This window comes from Marinobacter denitrificans (assembly GCF_008795955.1).
GTDB lineage: Bacteria > Pseudomonadota > Gammaproteobacteria > Pseudomonadales > Oleiphilaceae > Marinobacter > Marinobacter denitrificans.
In genome coordinates this window covers 1-16,668 of sequence record NZ_VMHN01000006.1, presented here as the reverse complement: position 1 = coordinate 16,668, position 16,668 = coordinate 1, and the positions used below count along the sequence as shown (strand labels likewise).

The 16,668-nt window shown below is 57.3% G+C and carries 18 protein-coding genes; 9 read left to right on the top strand and 9 right to left on the bottom strand.

Going from position 1 to position 16,668, the window contains the following annotated elements; translation table 11 throughout:
• The 4 genes from FO268_RS15940 to FO268_RS15925 all read left to right on the top strand — a co-directional run bounded on the left by FO268_RS15940 (position 1) and on the right by FO268_RS15925 (position 3,189).
• A complete protein-coding gene (locus tag FO268_RS15940) occupies positions 1–588 on the top strand; it encodes an RNA polymerase sigma factor (protein WP_318527312.1) in 588 nt (195 codons plus the stop codon).
• A 10-nt stretch (positions 589–598) separates the two neighbouring features.
• Positions 599–1,303, top strand: a complete 705-nt coding sequence (locus tag FO268_RS15935) for an anti-sigma factor family protein (protein WP_150994255.1) — start codon at positions 599–601, stop codon at positions 1,301–1,303.
• Positions 1,300–1,752 (top strand): hypothetical protein, encoded by a 453-nt coding sequence (locus FO268_RS15930; protein ID WP_225316791.1) that lies wholly within the window; start codon positions 1,300–1,302, stop codon positions 1,750–1,752. The genes FO268_RS15935 and FO268_RS15930 overlap by 4 nt, the downstream gene beginning before the upstream one ends.
• Before the next feature lie 126 nt (positions 1,753–1,878).
• The gene (locus FO268_RS15925) at positions 1,879–3,189 is read left to right on the top strand and encodes a tetratricopeptide repeat protein (RefSeq protein WP_150994254.1); all 1,311 of its coding nucleotides are present in this window, start codon (positions 1,879–1,881) and stop codon (positions 3,187–3,189) included.
• A gap of 41 nt (positions 3,190–3,230) precedes the next feature.
• Here FO268_RS15925 and FO268_RS15920 read toward each other — a convergent pair whose 3' ends face one another.
• The 6 genes from FO268_RS15920 to FO268_RS15895 all read right to left on the bottom strand — a co-directional run bounded on the left by FO268_RS15920 (position 3,231) and on the right by FO268_RS15895 (position 9,466).
• A complete protein-coding gene (locus FO268_RS15920) occupies positions 3,231–4,151 on the bottom strand; it encodes a lipase family alpha/beta hydrolase (RefSeq protein ID WP_150994253.1) in 921 nt (306 codons plus the stop codon).
• A 337-nt stretch (positions 4,152–4,488) separates the two neighbouring features.
• Positions 4,489–5,769, bottom strand: coding sequence for a glutamate-1-semialdehyde 2,1-aminomutase (gene hemL / locus FO268_RS15915; RefSeq protein WP_150994252.1), 1,281 nt, complete (start codon positions 5,767–5,769; stop codon positions 4,489–4,491).
• Between the two features lie 3 nt (positions 5,770–5,772).
• A complete protein-coding gene (thiE, locus tag FO268_RS15910; protein ID WP_150994251.1) occupies positions 5,773–6,468 on the bottom strand; it encodes a thiamine phosphate synthase in 696 nt (231 codons plus the stop codon).
• The gene (gene thiD / locus FO268_RS15905; RefSeq protein ID WP_191966982.1) at positions 6,456–7,217 is read right to left on the bottom strand and encodes a bifunctional hydroxymethylpyrimidine kinase/phosphomethylpyrimidine kinase; all 762 of its coding nucleotides are present in this window, start codon (positions 7,215–7,217) and stop codon (positions 6,456–6,458) included. Before thiD ends, thiE begins: the two co-directional genes overlap by 13 nt.
• Positions 7,218–7,255: 38 nt before the next feature.
• The gene (gene hemJ / locus FO268_RS15900) at positions 7,256–7,678 is read right to left on the bottom strand and encodes a protoporphyrinogen oxidase HemJ (protein WP_150994249.1); all 423 of its coding nucleotides are present in this window, start codon (positions 7,676–7,678) and stop codon (positions 7,256–7,258) included.
• 3 nt (positions 7,679–7,681) lie between these two features.
• Positions 7,682–9,466, bottom strand: coding sequence for a chloride channel protein (locus FO268_RS15895; RefSeq protein ID WP_150994400.1), 1,785 nt, complete (start codon positions 9,464–9,466; stop codon positions 7,682–7,684).
• A gap of 134 nt (positions 9,467–9,600) precedes the next feature.
• Between FO268_RS15895 and argC the strand changes: the two genes are divergently transcribed.
• The 4 genes from argC to erpA all read left to right on the top strand — a co-directional run bounded on the left by argC (position 9,601) and on the right by erpA (position 12,282).
• Positions 9,601–10,638 carry an N-acetyl-gamma-glutamyl-phosphate reductase gene (gene argC, locus FO268_RS15890; protein ID WP_150994248.1) on the top strand — a complete coding sequence of 346 codons (1,038 nt, stop codon included), beginning with the start codon at positions 9,601–9,603 and terminating at the stop codon, positions 10,636–10,638.
• A 9-nt stretch (positions 10,639–10,647) separates the two neighbouring features.
• Positions 10,648–11,388: a DUF6776 family protein gene (locus FO268_RS15885; protein WP_150994247.1), complete on the top strand. Its 741-nt coding sequence runs from the start codon at positions 10,648–10,650 to the stop codon at positions 11,386–11,388.
• 1 nt (position 11,389) lies between these two features.
• On the top strand, positions 11,390–11,863 hold the full coding sequence (locus FO268_RS15880) for a bactofilin family protein (RefSeq protein ID WP_150994246.1): 474 nt from the start codon (positions 11,390–11,392) through the stop codon (positions 11,861–11,863).
• A gap of 65 nt (positions 11,864–11,928) precedes the next feature.
• Positions 11,929–12,282 carry an iron-sulfur cluster insertion protein ErpA gene (gene erpA, locus FO268_RS15875; protein ID WP_150994245.1) on the top strand — a complete coding sequence of 118 codons (354 nt, stop codon included), beginning with the start codon at positions 11,929–11,931 and terminating at the stop codon, positions 12,280–12,282.
• A gap of 21 nt (positions 12,283–12,303) precedes the next feature.
• Here erpA and FO268_RS15870 read toward each other — a convergent pair whose 3' ends face one another.
• Both FO268_RS15870 and FO268_RS15865 read right to left on the bottom strand, forming a co-directional pair.
• Positions 12,304–13,401, bottom strand: coding sequence for an anhydro-N-acetylmuramic acid kinase (locus FO268_RS15870; protein ID WP_150994244.1), 1,098 nt, complete (start codon positions 13,399–13,401; stop codon positions 12,304–12,306).
• 3 nt (positions 13,402–13,404) lie between these two features.
• Positions 13,405–14,805, bottom strand: a complete 1,401-nt coding sequence (locus FO268_RS15865; RefSeq protein ID WP_150994243.1) for a peptidoglycan DD-metalloendopeptidase family protein — start codon at positions 14,803–14,805, stop codon at positions 13,405–13,407.
• Between the two features lie 306 nt (positions 14,806–15,111).
• Here FO268_RS15865 and tyrS point away from each other — a divergent pair, with 306 nt between their 5' ends.
• The gene (gene tyrS, locus FO268_RS15860) at positions 15,112–16,314 is read left to right on the top strand and encodes a tyrosine--tRNA ligase (RefSeq protein WP_150994242.1); all 1,203 of its coding nucleotides are present in this window, start codon (positions 15,112–15,114) and stop codon (positions 16,312–16,314) included.
• A 160-nt stretch (positions 16,315–16,474) separates the two neighbouring features.
• On the opposite strand, the gene FO268_RS23035 is transcribed toward tyrS, so the two are convergent.
• Positions 16,475–16,668, bottom strand: a 194-nt coding sequence (locus FO268_RS23035) for a hypothetical protein (RefSeq protein ID WP_225316789.1), incomplete at its 5' end; no start/stop codon positions are given.

The following is a 16,668-nucleotide window of genomic DNA, read 5'->3' as shown; positions in this document are numbered from 1 at the left end:
GTGTTGATACCTTTCAGAAAGCCTGCAAAACCAGCACGGTTCGAAAAACTGGTCCGGCCCCATCTGGACGCCATGTACCGTTTCGCCTACAGGTTGTCGGGCCAGCAGCAGGATGCCGAGGATCTGGTTCAGGATGTCATCGTCAAACTCTACCCTCGCCTGGAAGAACTTGAAGGCATCGAGCAGTTGCGGCCCTGGCTGAACCGGGTGCTTTACCGGCACTTCATTGACCAGGTACGACGTAAAGGTCGTCGGGCCGACCGGCCAGTGAGTGATGTGGCTGAACCGGAGCAGCAGGCAACGTTTCTTGACTCCTACGCAGCGGATATGCCGGAGCTGACTGAACAGATCAGTATCGAGCGCCTGAAGCCGATCATGGACTCGGTTATTCAGGAACTGTCCCCGGACCTTCGCACACTGATGTTGCTGCACGATGTGGACGGCTGGAATCAGGAAGATATAGCACGGGTGCTTGAAATACCGGTTGGTACCGTAAAATCGCGGGTTCATCGTTGCCGTGCCGCGCTCCGGAAAAAACTGCTTGAGAAACCGGAACTTTTTCAGCAGACCGGGCGTGTGGAACAATGAGGTGATGGATATGTCGTGTAGCGAGTGCAAAAACAACCTGCGTTCCTGGGCCAGGAACGAACTTTCTGCGGCGCAGGTCAGCCGCATTGAGCAGCATATTGCCGGGTGTAAAGCCTGTGCCATCGCCGCGTACAACGAGCGGGCCATTTTCGACTCGTTGCACGACACCCAGGCAGTGCCTGCTCCATCGTCCGGTTTCGAGGAAAGGGTTCTGGGCGCAGCCACGGGAAAGCATGGGTTGGGCCGCAAGGGGGCTCACGGCCACGGCTGGAGTACACCCGTAGCCGGGGGTGCCGTCGCCGCTGCGCTGGTGATTGGTATCGCACTGGGTTTTGGCTGGAAGTCTGCCCCTGGGCCAGACAGCGAGATGGCGCTCTCCGGTGCAGAGCAGGCGGCCAGCGGCCAGGTTCCTTTCGCTGAGCCTGTTGCCCGCAATGTCCGCCTTGCGTTCAGCTCCAGGGAAGCGCTGGAGGGCGTTACCCTGACAGTGGAGCTGCCCCCGCACGTTGAGGCCGCAAGGTACCCTGGCCATCAAAAGCTGAGTTGGAAAGTAGATCTGGATAAAGGCGAGAATGTGGTGAACCTGCCCCTCAACATACTGTTTCCCGGTGAAGGCGAACTGGTGGCTCATCTCGACGATGGCCGTAGAACAAAGACATTCCGCACCAGTCTTGATGGTGAATCAGGAAGTGGCAAGCAGGAGCCTTCATCATGACCCCAGTTTTCTGGCGCAGTGTTGCTGTCTGCGGTTGTCTGGGAGTGTTGCTGGCAACACCCGTGGTGGCCGTCGCCAATGACGATCTGGATGTGACTATGCGAATGGTCAGCGACGATAACGACCTGACGGAATCTGTCGTTCGTGAGATTGAGCTGAGCGAGCCGGTTGCCCTTGAGCGTCGTAACGGCGAAGCGGGCAAACCCCCTGGTACACCCGGTGCGGAACGTGGCCTCGAAAAATCCCGCGATGCCCGGGACAGGGGGCGCGATGCGGCAAGGTCTGCGGCAGAGCGAGCAAAGGACGTCCGCGAACGGAATGAGCAGCGTGGGCGCCCTGATCGGCCAGAGCCCCCCGGTGCCGCCGAGCGGCCTGAGCGGCCAGACCCTCCCGGCGCCTCTAACCGGCCCGAGCGACCAGACCCTCCCGGAGCGTCCAACCGACCTTAGAAGCCCGAGTCACCCCGACGCGGGCACCTGTCATCATCGTAATGTGCCACCCCTGCGACGAATCACATAGTCCCTTGCTATACTCCCGGTCTTATTTACCTTACATCGTCATCTCCGGAGTCAGGCTTGCGGCCCTCAAAGTTAGCCACATTTCTTATTGCCCTGATGATTCTGGCCCGCGTTTCAGTGGCAGAAGAGCCAGTTGGTAACCCGGATTTCGAAGCCGGCGTGGCGGCATTTGGCGCGGGTGAACTGACGGTTGCCCGTACGCATTTCGAGAAGGCCAGGGCCGACGGTCTGAATACCCCATCCCTGCTTTATAATCTCGGTGTTGTCTACTTCCGTCTCGGGCAGCAGGGTTCTGCTGAAGCTGTTTTTCTGGAACTGCTGGATACCCCTCATGCTCCTTTGGCCCGTTATAACCTTGGTCTTGTCAAGCAGGAGATGGGGCAGGACGAGGCGGCGCGAGAGTGGTTCGAGCGGGCTGCCGGCCCGGACTCGCCGGAAAAAGTGCGGGTTCTGGCCTTGCGTCAGCTTGATGAGAACAAATCTGACCGCTTTGATCATATCAGTGGCAGTGGGTATCTCCTGGCGGCCGGCGGCTATGATGACAACATCGCCGGGACACCGGACGATGCTTCAAGTAATCAGTCCGGCGGTTTTGCCGACCTCTTGGCTGTGGGCAGCGCCCGCTTGGGCAATGAAGGTTTTGGCCTGCATGGTGTCGCCTATACTCGCCAATATCCCGACCATTCTGAATTCGACAACAGCTACCTCAGTACCGGCGCGTCCTGGCTGACCGGTGTCGGTGCAGGCGAATTAACGTCCACCCTGAGCCTTGCGGGTTCCTGGTTCGGGGGCGATGTTCTTGAACGAGAGGTTCGCCTCGAGGCTGTTTATCGCCCTGACCAATGTCTTTTCGCGTCTCTGATTAGGGGGATTGACTGCAGTGCCGACGGGTCGATCTCCACTATCCGGGGAGGCTCCGATTTCAGCGCCTACGATGGGGAAATGGTGCGCCTGGGTGCCAGTACCAGCAAGAGTTCAGGAAATTGGCTGTTCCGAGGGCGGTACCAGCTTGAGGTTAATGACCGCAAGGACCTGACAACCCAACAGGAATTTTTCAGTGTGTCGCCGTTACGCAACCTGGTATCCGCTGAAGCTCGCTATTACGTGTCTGGCCGGTTATCCGTGGGTGCCCGCGGCGACATCCGCCATTCGCGTTATCAGGATGACTACCGCCTGGTCTCTGATGGAGATGTGGTTTCCGAGCGCCGGACAGACAATCGCTTCCGGGGAATGCTGCTGGCCGAATACCGGCTGGCTGGCCCATGGCTGATGCTGGCGGAGTGGAGCATGCTCAATAATCACAGCACCCTTGAGCGGTATGACTACAGCCGCCGTGAAGTGATGGTTGGTGTGGAAATGGGGTTCTGATGTCATGGCCGGGCGTCTGTTCCCGGCCATGATGTTGGGCATCAGAGGCCGGCGTTTCTGAGCCGGTTAGCCTGCTGCAGGTACACGGTTTTCGGGTCGGTCTCGAACAGGCTGTGCAGGCCCAGCGCCTGGTTCACCTCGTCAAGATGGTTCATGAAATAATTGTCGCGAATAACCTTTCCAAAATGGTTGCTGCAACGGCCGACCAGGCCGTCATTGGCACTGAAGCCGAATGCCAGGCTTGTCGTGCCCAGCAGCGCATCTGACGGGTCAAGCACATTGGTCAGAACGCCGGTCCCGCCCCAGGAATAGAAACGCACCCCGTTGGCCGAATGGGATCCTTCACCACAAGCGGTGCCTGGAATGCCCGCTGGGGCAAAATTATTGAATTGCGCGCTGCCCTGGGTGGTCAGGGAGTACAGGCTGGAGCTCAGGTCCTGGTTATAACCGCCGCCAGACAGCAGGTCGATCAGGCCGCCAAGCGCGTTACCCAGTGAAGCAGCCAGACTCTCGGCCGGGGAACCGTAGATCAGGTCGGCAACCGGCGAGCCTTTGTGAGGTGAGCCCACCGATGTGACGGAGGCCACCAGGTCAGGCCGCACTCTGGCGATATACCGTGCCGTTGGCCCGCCATGGCTGTGGCCGATCAGGTTTACCTTGCCGTGAATGGCCGCGATTGACGCAATCTGGGGAAGGAGTGCCTCGCCCCTGGCAATGGTGCTGTCCAGGGCGGGTACCTGGGTGGTGTAAACATCAGCGCCGTATTTGCGCAGGTCTTCGGCGATGCCATACCAGTAATCCACGCCGGCGATCGAATCGAAGCCGAACATGCCGTGAACCAGCACCACGGGATAGCGGGTGTCGGTGTAGTCGGATGGGGTGGAGTCCCACCACCAGGCCATTGTTGGCGCTGACCATGCCAGCACAAGCAGCATGGTGAATGCCTTGATCCATTGTTTCATTGTTGCACCTACAGTTTGCTGTTGTATTTGTTGTCAAACTGCGGCTCGACCTAACAGGTTTTGCCGATACCTGGCTTGCAGGACATCCGGGGCAATTGTGTGGTGCCTCCCTGCGCTGACGTCTTTTTGTTTGTTAGATAGTCGCAGTCAGTGCATCTCTTTGTATGAGATTTGCACATAATTCGGTCAGGCAGAGGGGTAAGTCAACGGCAGGAAGGGTCGCGATGATGGCGTTGCTGTCAAACTGTGACGCGGTTCATGGGTGTGGCCCCGAAAGACATGTTTTGAGGAGAGACTTCCGGGCCGATGCCCGGAAGTCTCTCCTGGGTTGCCGGATTCAGAGCGTGGCCATAACCCGCCGTGCCGCTTCAATGGTCTGGTAAATGTCGTCATCCGTCAGTGCAGCGCTGGTGAAGCCGGCTTCAAAGGCCGACGGGGCCAGGTAGACTCCTTCCTTGAGCATGCCCTGGAAGAATTTTTTGAATCGTTCCACGTCGCAGGCCATTACCTGGTCGAAGCGCGTAATATGGGGCGCATCGGTAAAGAAGAACCCGAACATGGCCCCGGCGCTTTGCACGGCAAGGGGAATACCCGTGCTGTCTGCGGCTTCTTTCAGCCCGTCACGAACGGCATTGGTTTTTGCCGTCAGCCGATCATGAAAGCCCGGCTCGGAAATCGCGTTCAGCGTGGCCAGCCCCGCGCACATTGCCAGCGGATTTCCACTGAGTGTGCCCGCCTGGTAGACCGGGCCCAGAGGCGAAATATGTTCCATGATTTCCCTCTTGCCTCCGAAGGCGCCCACCGGCAGGCCACCACCGATCACCTTGCCCAGGGCAGTCAGGTCCGGGGTCACGCCATAAAATCCCTGGGCGCCACCGAGAGCCACGCGGAAGCCGGTCATTACCTCGTCGAAAATCAGTACCGTGCCATGCTCGTCGCACACTTCCCGCAGGCCTTCCAGGAAACCCGGTACTGGAGGGACGCAGTTCATATTTCCGGCGACCGGCTCAACGATGATGGCGGCAATGTCATCGCCCATTTTTGCGAAGGTTTCCCGCACGCTCTCGATATCGTTGAATGTCAGGGTCAGCGTGTGTTCTGCAAGGCTGGCAGGAATGCCCGGGGAGTTGGGCACACCCAGGGTCAGGGCACCGGAACCGGCTTTCACCAACAGGGAGTCCACATGGCCGTGATAGCAGCCTTCGAACTTCACGATCTTGTCGCGGCCGGTATAACCCCGTGCCAGGCGCACCGCGCTCATGGTGGCTTCGGTGCCGGAGTTCACCATTCGCACCAGGTCGATGGACGGCACCAGCTCACAGACCTTCTTTGCCATTTCTGTTTCCAGGGCGGTAGGGGCGCCATAGCCGATCCCCTGGTCCACCTGGGCGTGCAAGGCGTCCTTGATGGCCTGGTTGCCGTGGCCGAGAATCATCGGGCCCCAGGAGCCGATGTAATCGATGTAGCGGCGGTCGTCTTCGTCGAACAGGTAAGCGCCTTCAGCGTGCTTGAAAAACAGCGGTGTACCGCCGACTCCCTTGAAGGCTCTGACCGGGGAGTTGACCCCTCCGGGGATGTATTTCTGAGCCTCGGCAAATAGGGTTTCGGACTGGGTCATGGTTCAGGACTCCTGATGGTCGGAAGATGAGAAAAGTGGATGATGTGCTGCAAACAGCCGGGTGAACCGGCGTGCACGTTCTTCAATGGATGCCAGGTCGCCGTCGAATAGTCCGCCAACAACCGCCAGCAGATCCGCACCGGCTCGAATCAGGGCTTCGCCGTTGTCAGTGGTAATCCCGCCTATGGCGGTTATCGGCTTGCCGAATTGCCGGGCCCGGGCCAGCACCGCGGTGTCCGCCGCGGGGGCGTCCGGCTTTGTGTTTGAATGGAAGAAACGGCCGAATGCCAGATAATCAGCGCTGTCACGATCCGCGCTGATCGCGAGTGCCATATCAGCATGGCAGGTTGCTCCTATGATCGCATGTTCACCGAGCTGTTGTCTGGCGTTAGCGAGGGAGCTGTCCGATTGCCCCAAATGCACACCCGCGGCACCGCAGCGGCGGGCCAGTTCCGGGTCGTCGTTGATGATCAGTGGTACCCGTGCACTGTTGCACAAGGCCACCAGATCCGTGGCCTGACGGAGCCGCTCTGGTTGTGGGGCGCTTTTTTCACGGTACTGAACCAGTACGGCCCCTCCGCGCAGGGCCGCTTCCACCGCAGCGAGAAGCTTGTCAGCCGGTAACAGCTGGCTGTCGGTGATGGCATAAAGGCCTGGCCGAAGTCCTTTGGATGTGGCGCCGGCACTCAATTTTCCCATGGGATGCCCCGGTCTGGTACAGGTTGCCCCTTACCGACTTTCAGAGCGTGCCGTATAGCCCTCAGCACGTAATTCTGGGCCTGGGCGATGGATGCTCGGGCTGAAAGCCCGGAAGCTCTTCCGGCAGCGATGGAGGCTGCCAGGGTGCAGCCGGTACCGTGGTATTCGCCGCCTATCCGCTCGATGTAGAAGTGCAGGGGCTCCTGGTTGCGGTAATACAGCGAGTTGATGATTTCGTTGCCTTCGCCATGACCGCCGGTTGCCAGAACCGACTTACAGCCGGCTTCCAGAAGGTTGTGGGCGGCCCGGGCCGCGTCTTCGTCATCGCCAAGCAAAGCCAGCTCAACACCGTTTGGCGTAATGATTTCTGCGTGCCGGAACAGGCGCTCCTTCATCCGGGCAATCAGGGCCTCATCCGCCAGGTCACCACCACCGGCGGCCTTTATAACCGGGTCTGTAATCAGTGGAATGTCGGGATGGTCAGATAGAAAATCTACCAGTATATCCACCACAGCAGCATTGCCGAGAGCCCCGGTTTTTATGGCATGGATGGGGGAGTCGGCCGCCAGGCACTCGAGCTGCTGGCGGATAATCTCCGGGTCTGTCGCAGTGGCATTGTAGACATTCCGGGTGTCCTGCACGGTCAGGCAGGAAAGCACCGGCAAGGGATGGCAACCCAGTGCGGTAACGGCCTGGATGTCTGCCTGAACCCCGGCTCCCCCTGAGGGGTCAAGGCCGGAAACAATCAGGACATGAGGGCGGCTATGCAGTTTGATGGTCAGGCTCCTCAGAATGGTTTAACAACAGCGAGAATAACAACGGCCACCAGCACCAGAACCGGTATCTCGTTGAACCAGCGATAGAATATGTGGCTACGGGTGTTGTTGTCATCGCGGAACACTTTCACCAGGTGGCCGCAGTAGAAATGGTACCCAATCAACAGAACCACCAGTAGCAATTTGGCATGCAGCCAGCCCTGGCTCATGTAACCCTGAACATTGTAACCGATGAGCCAGGCCCCAAAAATGACCGTCGCTACCATGGATGGGGTGGTGATCCCCCGATAGAGTTTGCGCTCCATAATCTTGAAGCGTTCCCGCCCGGGTTCGTCCTCACATGCGGCGTGGTAGACAAACAGCCGGGGCAGATAAAAAATGCCGGCGAACCAGCACACTATTGAAATAATATGCAGGGCTTTGACCCAAAGCATTGGTTAACTCCGTCGGTATTGGTAGTAGCTTTCGATATCGGATTTCAGTACCACGCCGTAGACGCGCTGAATCATCGGGGCAACGTGGCGCTGAACATAAAGGGCTTCTACGCTGGTGTGCTCAAACTCGTTCAGTGCCTCTTCCAGCGTGGCCTGGTATTGCACTGGGGCAATATCCCGGCGATTCGCGGGAATGTCCATAAGGTCCACCTGTTCCGGAGCTGCCTCTTCGTCTTCCTGCTCACGGCTGGCCGAGGGTTTGGTATCTTCCAGGTAGCGCGCGAGGTCCACGGCAGGCAGAAGGGCGGTGGGTCCGTTACTGCCTTCCACTACCAGCCATTTGGGCTCGGATTTCAGAATCTTGCCAGCCTCTTCCCTGGAGAGAAAGCGTTCGGTGCGAAGAATACTCCTGTCCATGATGGCCCCAACGGAAACCCGCCGCAGCGCCTGGATCACCGGGGAGTTCTGGTAGCTCAGCCCCTGGCTTTTGAGAATGGTCAGGAACAGCGATTTCTTGCCAAAAGCCTCACTGGTCACCAGGCTCGCCGTGGTAATCACCAACATGCCCGGCAGGATGATGTTCGGGTTCCTGGTCAGCTCCATCAGAGCCATCAGGGCTGCAAGCGGCGCCTGCAGCACGGCTCCCATCATGGCGCCCATGCCCAGCATCGCATAGAAACCTACGGATGAGGCTGTATCCGGGAAAATCTGAGCGCCAATCAGGCCCATGGCGCCGCCCAGTGTAGCCCCCATAAACAGTGTAGGGCCAATCACCCCGCTGGGCATGCCGAGACCAATCGTCACGGATGTAATGAGCAGCTTTGCAATGCCGGCACCGAGCAGAAGCCAGAACGGCAGTTGATTATCGAGAGTGAACTGGACTGTGTCGTATCCGATCCCCATGACTTCCGGCACCACCATCGCAAACGGAACCATGAGAAGCCCTGCCACGGTCAGCCGCAGCAATACCGGGCGATGATGGTGGCGTCCGGTCGTGTCCACCAGCTGTATGAACGCCGCCGCAGCCACTCCGATAATAATGGCGATCGCGATAATCCATGGGATCTCCAGCAGTGAGTTCATGGTCAACGGTGGTACGCTGAAGGCAACCTCGGACCCGTACATGGCCTGGCTCACCACGGCAGCTGATACGGAAGCCAGGATGATAGGCGTGAAGCCGGCGATGGTATATTCCATCATCACCACTTCCATGGCGAAGATAACGCCGGAAATCGGCGTGTTGAATGACGCAGAGATGGCAGCAGCGCAACCGCAGGCGACCAGCGTGCGAATGCTGTTGTTGGGCAGTCTCATCCACTGGCCCATGAGGCTCGAAAAGGCGGCGCCAAGATGGACCGCCGGGCCCTCCCGGCCCGCCGACTGACCGGTGACCACCGTGCTGACCCCCGTTATAAACTGGACCAGGGCACTGCGCATGGAAATATATCCCTGATGATAGTTGAGGCGTTCCATCACGTGCACAATGCCGACCTTGCGGTCATGAGTGGCAAGATTGTGCATCAGCAGCCCGAGCCCGACGGCGCCCCCGAGGGGAAGAATTGCCCGGGTGAGAATGTCCAGTTCTTCAAAGGATTCCGAACCTTCGCCCGGCAGGAAGTATTCCAGCGGCCATTCGATGGCCAGCCGGAAAAGCAGGATCACGCCACCCGTAACCAACCCGGACAGCAGGCCAAGAACCGCCAGTTGTGGCAGTGCATCCACACCGGATAACCGGCGGCGGAAAACTGGGATCAGGTTCGCGGTAGTCTTGTGCCAGAGTTTACGCATGAACGCCGGGTTTCCGGATGTGAGTGGTTTCCTGACGATATTGTAACCGGCGCTGATGGGGCTGCAATAAGTCATTGGTTTATCATGTTAGACTATAGGGCTTTCGGGAACCTGATTTGTAGCTGGAGTAACTGGTGATAAAAGTAGGCATTGTAGGTGGAACCGGTTATACCGGTGTTGAGCTTCTGAGAATCCTGGCGGTTCACCCGGAAGTAACCGTGAGCTGTATTACATCACGCTCTGAGGCGGGCATGCCGGTGGCCGACATGTATCCGAACCTGCGTGGCCATTACGACCTGGCGTTTTCAGAGCCTGCTCTCGAAACCCTGACTGCCTGCGACCTCGTTTTCTTTGCGACCCCCCATGGCGTGGCAATGCGAATGATGCCGGAATTGATGGCTGCAGGTACGCGCGTAGTGGATCTTTCAGCAGATTTCCGACTGAAGGATCTGGATGTCTGGGCCAGCTGGTACGGCATGCCCCACGAGAGTCCCGAGTGGGCAGAAAAGGCGGTTTATGGCCTGCCGGAAGTAGTGAGGGAAGAGATTCGCACCGCCCAGTTGGTCGCCAATCCCGGCTGTTATCCGACAGCGGTTCAGTTGGGTTTTCTGCCTTTGCTGGAAAGCGGGCTGGTTGATCCGTCACGACTGATTGCCGATGCCAAGTCAGGTGCCAGTGGCGCCGGGCGCCAGGGCAAGATCGGTATGTTGCATGGTGAGGTGGGCGAAAGCTTCAAAGCCTACGGCGCATCTGGCCACCGGCATCTTCCGGAAATTCGACAGGGGCTGTCCCAGGCGGCCGGTAGCGATGTTGGTGTAACCTTTGTTCCCCACCTGATTCCCATGATCCGGGGCATTGAAGCCACGCTGTATGCGGAGCTGCATAACCCTGCGGATTTTGATCGTTTGCAGGCGCTCTACGAAGAGCGGTTCCGGGATGAGCCATTTGTGGATGTGATGCCCTTTGGCAGCCACCCCGAAACCCGCAGTGTTCGAGGTGCCAACCATTGCCGCATGGCGCTCCACCGGCAGGAACAGAGCAATATTGTTATCGTTTCATCGGTTATCGATAACCTGGTTAAAGGAGCAGCGGGCCAGGCCATCCAGAACATGAATATCATGTTCGGTCTGCAGGAAACCATGGGGCTGGAAGCGCCCGCGTTGCTGCCATAGGTCCGTCCGGTGAGTGAACCCAGAAAACCCGCTGAAGAATACGTTGTAATTCGCCACCGCCCGGGCTATCGGCTTCGCCGTACGCTGATTCTGCTGGCATTTTCGATAACTGCCGCGGTGCTCGGTTACATCACGGGCATGGCCCAGGGTGGGTTCCGGTTTTCGACGGCCGAAGAATCCCGTGATCGTCTAGAAGAGCAGGTCGAGCAACTTCGGGATCAGAACAGGGAGGCCAGCCAGCAACTTGTTAACCTTGAGCGGGGGCGAACCATCGACGCCCAGGCCCTGAACCAGGCACGCAGGACCATTGTGGCGCTGGAAACACAGATTGCGTCACTGAAAGCCGACCTGACATTCTATAAAAACATTATGGCACCTTCGGAAACCAGCAAAGGGCTGCAGGTTGATCGCCTGGCTATGCAAAGCGCGAGACAGGAGGGCACCTACAATTTCAAACTAGTGTTAACCCAGGTGGGCGATAACAAGAGCTATATTGCGGGGGTGGTTGCTGTGAACGTTATCGGCATACGCAATGAAGAGAAAGAAGTTATCGCCCTGCGGGATCTTTCCGAAGATATTGATGATCTTGGGGTTCGATTCCGCTTCCGGTATTTCCAGGATATTGAAGGTCTGCTGCGGCTACCGGATGGCTTTGAACCCCTTGAGCTTCAGGTGGTGGCCCGTGCCGAAGGCAGTAAATCGTCCCAGGCGGAACGTACATTTGACTGGGATGAACTAACGGAGAACTGACATGCTTGGCAAGAAGAAACAGAAACCCCGCCGCCCCAGCGGGAACTTTGACACCCTCGTTTCATCCCGCACCACGGTGGAGGGGGATGTACATTTCTCCGGCGGGCTTCACGTCGACGGGACCATACGTGGCCGAGTGGTTGCGGAAGAGGGCGGCGATGCCGTGCTCAGGGTCTCTGAAGTGGGCTCTGTAGAAGGCGATATCGTAGCCCCTCACGTCATAATCAACGGCACAGTGCATGGGGATGTCTACGCCTCCACACACCTTGAACTGGCCGAGAAAGCCTCCATCCACGGTAACGTCTATTACAATCTGATCGAGATGGCCATGGGAGCCTCGGTGAACGGCAGCCTGGTTCACCAGAACGAACCGGTTGGCCTGCTTGGCCGAGACAAGCAGCAGCCACGAGCAGGGGTAGCTGACGAAAACAAAGCTGAAGGCTCCGGAGCTGCAGCTGCACCCGACAAGGAATAGTTGATTGTTTTAGTCAGGAATACGATAATCAGGTCAGATTTTTTCGTGGCAAACCGGAGGCGGACTTGAGTGTAGTTCAGCAACAGGCAATCACACCGGTATTTTTCAGTGACAGCGCGGTGGCCAAAGTGCGTGATCTTGTTGAGGAAGAGGGTAACTCTGACCTCAAGCTTCGCGTGTTTGTAACCGGTGGCGGCTGCTCTGGTTTTCAGTACGGATTCTCGTTTGACGAAGCTCAGGACGACGAAGACACTGTTATTGAAAAGGATGGTGTGATGTTGCTGGTGGACCCCATGAGCTACCAGTATCTGGTCGGGGCAACCGTGGATTATCAGGAAGGGCTCCAGGGTTCGCAGTTCGTCGTGCAGAACCCCAACGCGAGTTCAACGTGTGGCTGCGGCAGCTCCTTCTCCATCTGATTGCCTTTCAGGTGTATCAGATCAGGCGTAATAGACTGCGCCCAGAATTCTCTCTCCGCTTGCTCCCGTTACTTCTGGCAGGTTTCCCGGTTTTCTGGCCAGTGTCTGGCTCGCCAGCCAGGCAAACGCCGCGGGCTCTACCCATTGTGGGTCCAGGCCCAGCTCTGCGGTAGAAGCGATGCGTAAAGGGCTGCAGGTTCGTTGAAGTTCCCGCATAAGTACCTTGTTTCTGGCTCCCCCACCGCATACGAAGATCGTCATCCCCGGGGAAGGTGGTATCTGCTGCGCGACGGTGACGGCAGTCAGTTCCAGCAGGGTCCTCTGCACATCTGCGCCGGACAGGTCCGGATGCCGGTTCAGGAGTACCTTTAACCACTCCAGATTAAACCTTTCCGTGCCGGTGCTTTTCGGTGGTTGCCGCAAAAAATAGGCCTCGGAAAGCATGTCTCCCAGCAGGCTCTGGTCAACAATGCCTTCATCCGCCCAGGCGCCATCCTTGTCGTAAGCGCGGCCGGTCTGGTCCAGGCACCAGGCATCCATCAGTGCATTGGCAGGTCCGGTATCGAAACCGGTAACGGGCGCCTTATGCCCAGCGGGCAGGTGGGTGATATTGGCAATGCCGCCAAGATTTAGAATGCAGCGGTCCTCTCCTGTAGCACTGAAGAATGCTCTGTGGAAGGCTGGCACCAGCGGCGCGCCCTGTCCTCCCGCCGCAAGATCACGACGTCGGAAGTCAGCAACGGTGGTTATGCCGGTACGTTCTGCAATGAGGGAAGGGTCGCCAATCTGGATTGAAAAAGGCTCTGAGCCGTCTGGCTGATGTCGGAGCGTCTGCCCGTGGCTGCCGATGGCCACAATCGAGGAAGGGGGAAGGCCCGCCTTTTCTCTGACACTGCTGGCCGCCAGGGCAAACAGGGAGCCGGTAGTGTGGTCCAGTTCTCCAAGGTCATCAGGAGTGCCGCGGTTCTGGCTGAGGTTGGCAAGGCGCTGACGGATGTCGTCCGGGTAGTCGGTAGTGTGAGTGGCGTGAATCCGGATTTGTCGGTCCTCGAACGACACCAGTATGGCATCAATGCCATCCATACTGGTGCCGGACATGAGTCCTATCCAGGCTTCCATGCCTTATTCTTCTGCGGCCAGCGCCAGTTGCTGGTAATCCTGGCGGAACAGCTCGAACTTTGCCACCTGCTGGTCGGCGTGTTTTTTGAAGCGGGCCATTTCAGTCTGCGGTACCGGTTTGGCATCGGGAAGTTTCACCGTCCGGGAGTTTCTTGGCGATCCATTTACCCGGAACTCATAATGAAGATGGGGGCCGGTTACCATACCGGATGACCCCACGTGGCCGATGGTGTCGCCCTGTTTTACCCGTGTTCCGGTTTTTATGCCTTTGCCAAGACGGCTCATGTGGGCATAGAGGGTGGTGATGTTGTCACCGTGCTTGAGAATAACGGTGCGTCCATAACCGCCTTTCCAGCCGGCAAACTGAACCCGGCCGTGACCGGCTGCCTTGATCGGAGTTCCCGGAGGCGCGGCGTAGTCTGTGCCTTCGTGAGGGCGAACCACGTCCAGTACAGGGTGGCGGCGCTGCAGGTTAAATGAGGACGAAACACGCGCGTTGATGGGGGTTCTCAGGAACGCCTTGCGCATACTGCTGCCGTCGGGGCTGTAGTAATCGGTGTCGCCATTGCTGTCGGTGTACTGCAGGGCAATGACATCCTTGCCCCGGTTAACGAAGCGGGCGGAGATAATATTGCCGGTGTCGAACTTTTCGCCGTCCAGGTAAAGCTCTTCGTAAACCACTTCAAACCGGTCTCCCTTACGCACATCGTAAACGAAGTCGATATTCCAGCCGAAGATGCCTGTCATTTCCATGGCCAGCCTGTCTGACATTCCGGCTTGCCGCGCAGCAACATAAAGCGAGCCGTCAATAACGCCGGAGGCAAAGGCCGGTTTTACGTCCGGTTCACGTACAACCGTCTCACCTTTAAAGCCGTCTTCGGTCTTTTCGACGCGGAGGGTCTCAAGCAGATTGCGCTGAAGGTCAATCGCTGTCAGTTCACCGGCGTCATCGGTGGCGAAGGAAATGGTTTCGCCCGCATAAAGCCGCTGAAGTTTGTCTGCCTCGCCGTCGCCATGAATAACCGACAGCATGATGCCATCATTGAATCCGGCTTTGCCGAAAAGGCCAGACAGAGTATCGCCGGGCTTGATCTTGTACTCTTGCCATTGCAGCTCAGGCTCGCTGGCCTCCGCAACGGTAGCAGCAGTATCGAGTGCTTCGGTCAGCTCCGGTTTTTCTGTAACTGTGGCTGCCTCGGCATCAGGGATCGGCTTATCATCGCTCTTGGCCGGTTTGGCGGGCCGGCTGCCTGACTCGCTGACGGTGCCTTCATCAAGATCCAGTGCATAGGCCATTCTATTGGCTTCAACGTTGGCACTTGGGCTCATGAGGATCGCGGCGGCGACAACAACACTGGTCGCAGCGGCGATGGTAATATGTGTTTTAGGAAACATTTTCAGCACGTGTCGCATCCGTTTTGATCGGCATTCCGGTAGGTTGTACTACCTAATTAAAGCTGTTGTTCAGGTATATTCCAACAGATTACCGTATAAAATGGGCTCAGGACAGCTTCAAACATTACCGTTGCTGGCATTCAGGCCGGATTTCCAGGGCGAGGATTGCTATACTCCCCCGCCTTAAATACGCGGCCCTGTTTAAAATCTGAGCAGGAATACTTTAACAGGGAGGCCGGTAACGCACAGATTTCTTTTGTAGTGGTCTGTAACCGTCTTCCCGCCCAAATCATCAGAATTGAAGGTGTGTGGTTCATGGCATCAATTGATGAAGCACTGGCTGTCGTAAAGCGCGGCATGGATGAGCTGATTTCCGAAGAAGCGCTGATTGAAAAGCTCCGGGAGGGGCGTCCTCTCAGGATCAAGGCAGGGTTTGATCCCACAGCGCCTGATCTGCACCTGGGGCATACCGTGCTGATCAACAAGCTGCGCCAGTTTCAGGATCTTGGTCACGAAGTCATTTTCCTTATTGGGGACTTCACCGGCATGATCGGCGATCCCACTGGTAAAAGCGCGACGCGTCCACCTCTGACGGAGGCGCAGGTAGCCGAGAATGCCCTCAGCTATAAAGAACAGGTGTTCAAAATCCTGGATCCTGCGAAGACCCGCGTGGTTTTCAATTCCGACTGGATGAACAAGCTCTCTGCTGCAGACATGATTCGTCTGGCCGGGCAATACACGGTAGCGCGCATGCTGGAGCGAGACGACTTCACGAAGCGCTATCGCGCCGAACAGCCAATAGCTATCCATGAGTTTCTTTATCCGCTTGTGCAGGGCTATGACTCTGTGGCGCTCGAAGCAGATGTGGAGCTGGGCGGCACGGATCAGAAATTCAACCTTCTTATGGGGCGCATTCTTCAGCGCCATTACGGGCAGTCGCCACAGGTTGTCCTGACTATGCCGATACTGGAAGGGCTCGATGGCGTTCAGAAGATGTCGAAGTCTCTTGGTAACTATGTTGGGGTTAACGACTCTCCCGGGGAGATGTATACCAAGCTGCTCTCCATGCCGGATGATTTGCTGTGGCGTTATTTTGAGCTGTTGAGCTTCCGGCCGCTGGCGGACGTGGAGGAATTCCAGGCTGCGGTAAACAATGGTGCCAATCCCCAGGAGTACAAGAAGCTGCTGGCGGAAGAGATCATTACCCGGTTCCATGACGCCGAAGCGGCTGCAACGGCCCACAAGTCGGCGGGCAACCGGGTGGGGCTCGGAGAAATACCCGAGAACGTGCCTGAGGTTGAGGTTTCCCTGGCCGGGCGCGGCGAACTGCACATTGTATCATTGCTGAAAGAGGCAAATCTGGCCAGCAACGGTAAGGCCGCGAAAGACGTGTTTGCTCGCGGGGCGGTATATATAAATGGTGAGCAGGTAACGGATGAGCGGATGTTTGTAGCTGGCGATGATTGCGTCATCCAGGCAGGTAAAAAGAAGATTGCCCGCGTTTTGGTCAAGGATTGAACGGAATGCAGGGTTTTTGAGAAAATATCCAAAAGCTCGTTGACACCTCAAGTGAGCTCTGTAGAATACGCATCTCTTTCGAGGGACACGCCACTGAGGCGGGTCAGAAATTGAAAGGCAACCGTTTGAATTAATTGAAGATTTCAAGTTTTTAAATTCTTCAGAAAGCGGTTGACAAGGCGGTGATTCGATGTAGAATACGCGGCCTTGATCGGGATAGTTTGAAGCCCGAACGCTCTTTAAAAAGTTGACCAAGTAATTCGTGTGGGCGCTGGCCGAGGTATTTCGGATACGAAATATCAGGACAGTGACTCGTCGAAAATTGAGTTTTGTCTTGAGCAAGAATAGAGAATC

Excerpts from the sequence above, each read along its gene's own strand:
- FO268_RS15935 (WP_150994255.1), top strand. The coding sequence starts at position 599 with ATGTCGTGTAGCGAGTGCAAAAACAACCTGCGTTCCTGGGCCAGGAAC.
- FO268_RS15930 (WP_225316791.1), top strand. The coding sequence starts at position 1,300 with ATGACCCCAGTTTTCTGGCGCAGTGTTGCTGTCTGCGGTTGTCTGGGA.
- FO268_RS15920 (WP_150994253.1), bottom strand. The coding sequence starts at position 4,151 with ATGAAACAATGGATCAAGGCATTCACCATGCTGCTTGTGCTGGCATGG.
- hemL (WP_150994252.1), bottom strand. The coding sequence starts at position 5,769 with ATGACCCAGTCCGAAACCCTATTTGCCGAGGCTCAGAAATACATCCCC.
- thiE (WP_150994251.1), bottom strand. The coding sequence starts at position 6,468 with ATGGGAAAATTGAGTGCCGGCGCCACATCCAAAGGACTTCGGCCAGGC.
- hemJ (WP_150994249.1), bottom strand. The coding sequence starts at position 7,678 with ATGCTTTGGGTCAAAGCCCTGCATATTATTTCAATAGTGTGCTGGTTC.
- FO268_RS15895 (WP_150994400.1), bottom strand. The coding sequence starts at position 9,466 with ATGCGTAAACTCTGGCACAAGACTACCGCGAACCTGATCCCAGTTTTC.
- FO268_RS15880 (WP_150994246.1), top strand. The coding sequence starts at position 11,390 with ATGCTTGGCAAGAAGAAACAGAAACCCCGCCGCCCCAGCGGGAACTTT.
- FO268_RS15870 (WP_150994244.1), bottom strand. The coding sequence starts at position 13,401 with ATGGAAGCCTGGATAGGACTCATGTCCGGCACCAGTATGGATGGCATT.
- tyrS (WP_150994242.1), top strand. The coding sequence starts at position 15,112 with ATGGCATCAATTGATGAAGCACTGGCTGTCGTAAAGCGCGGCATGGAT.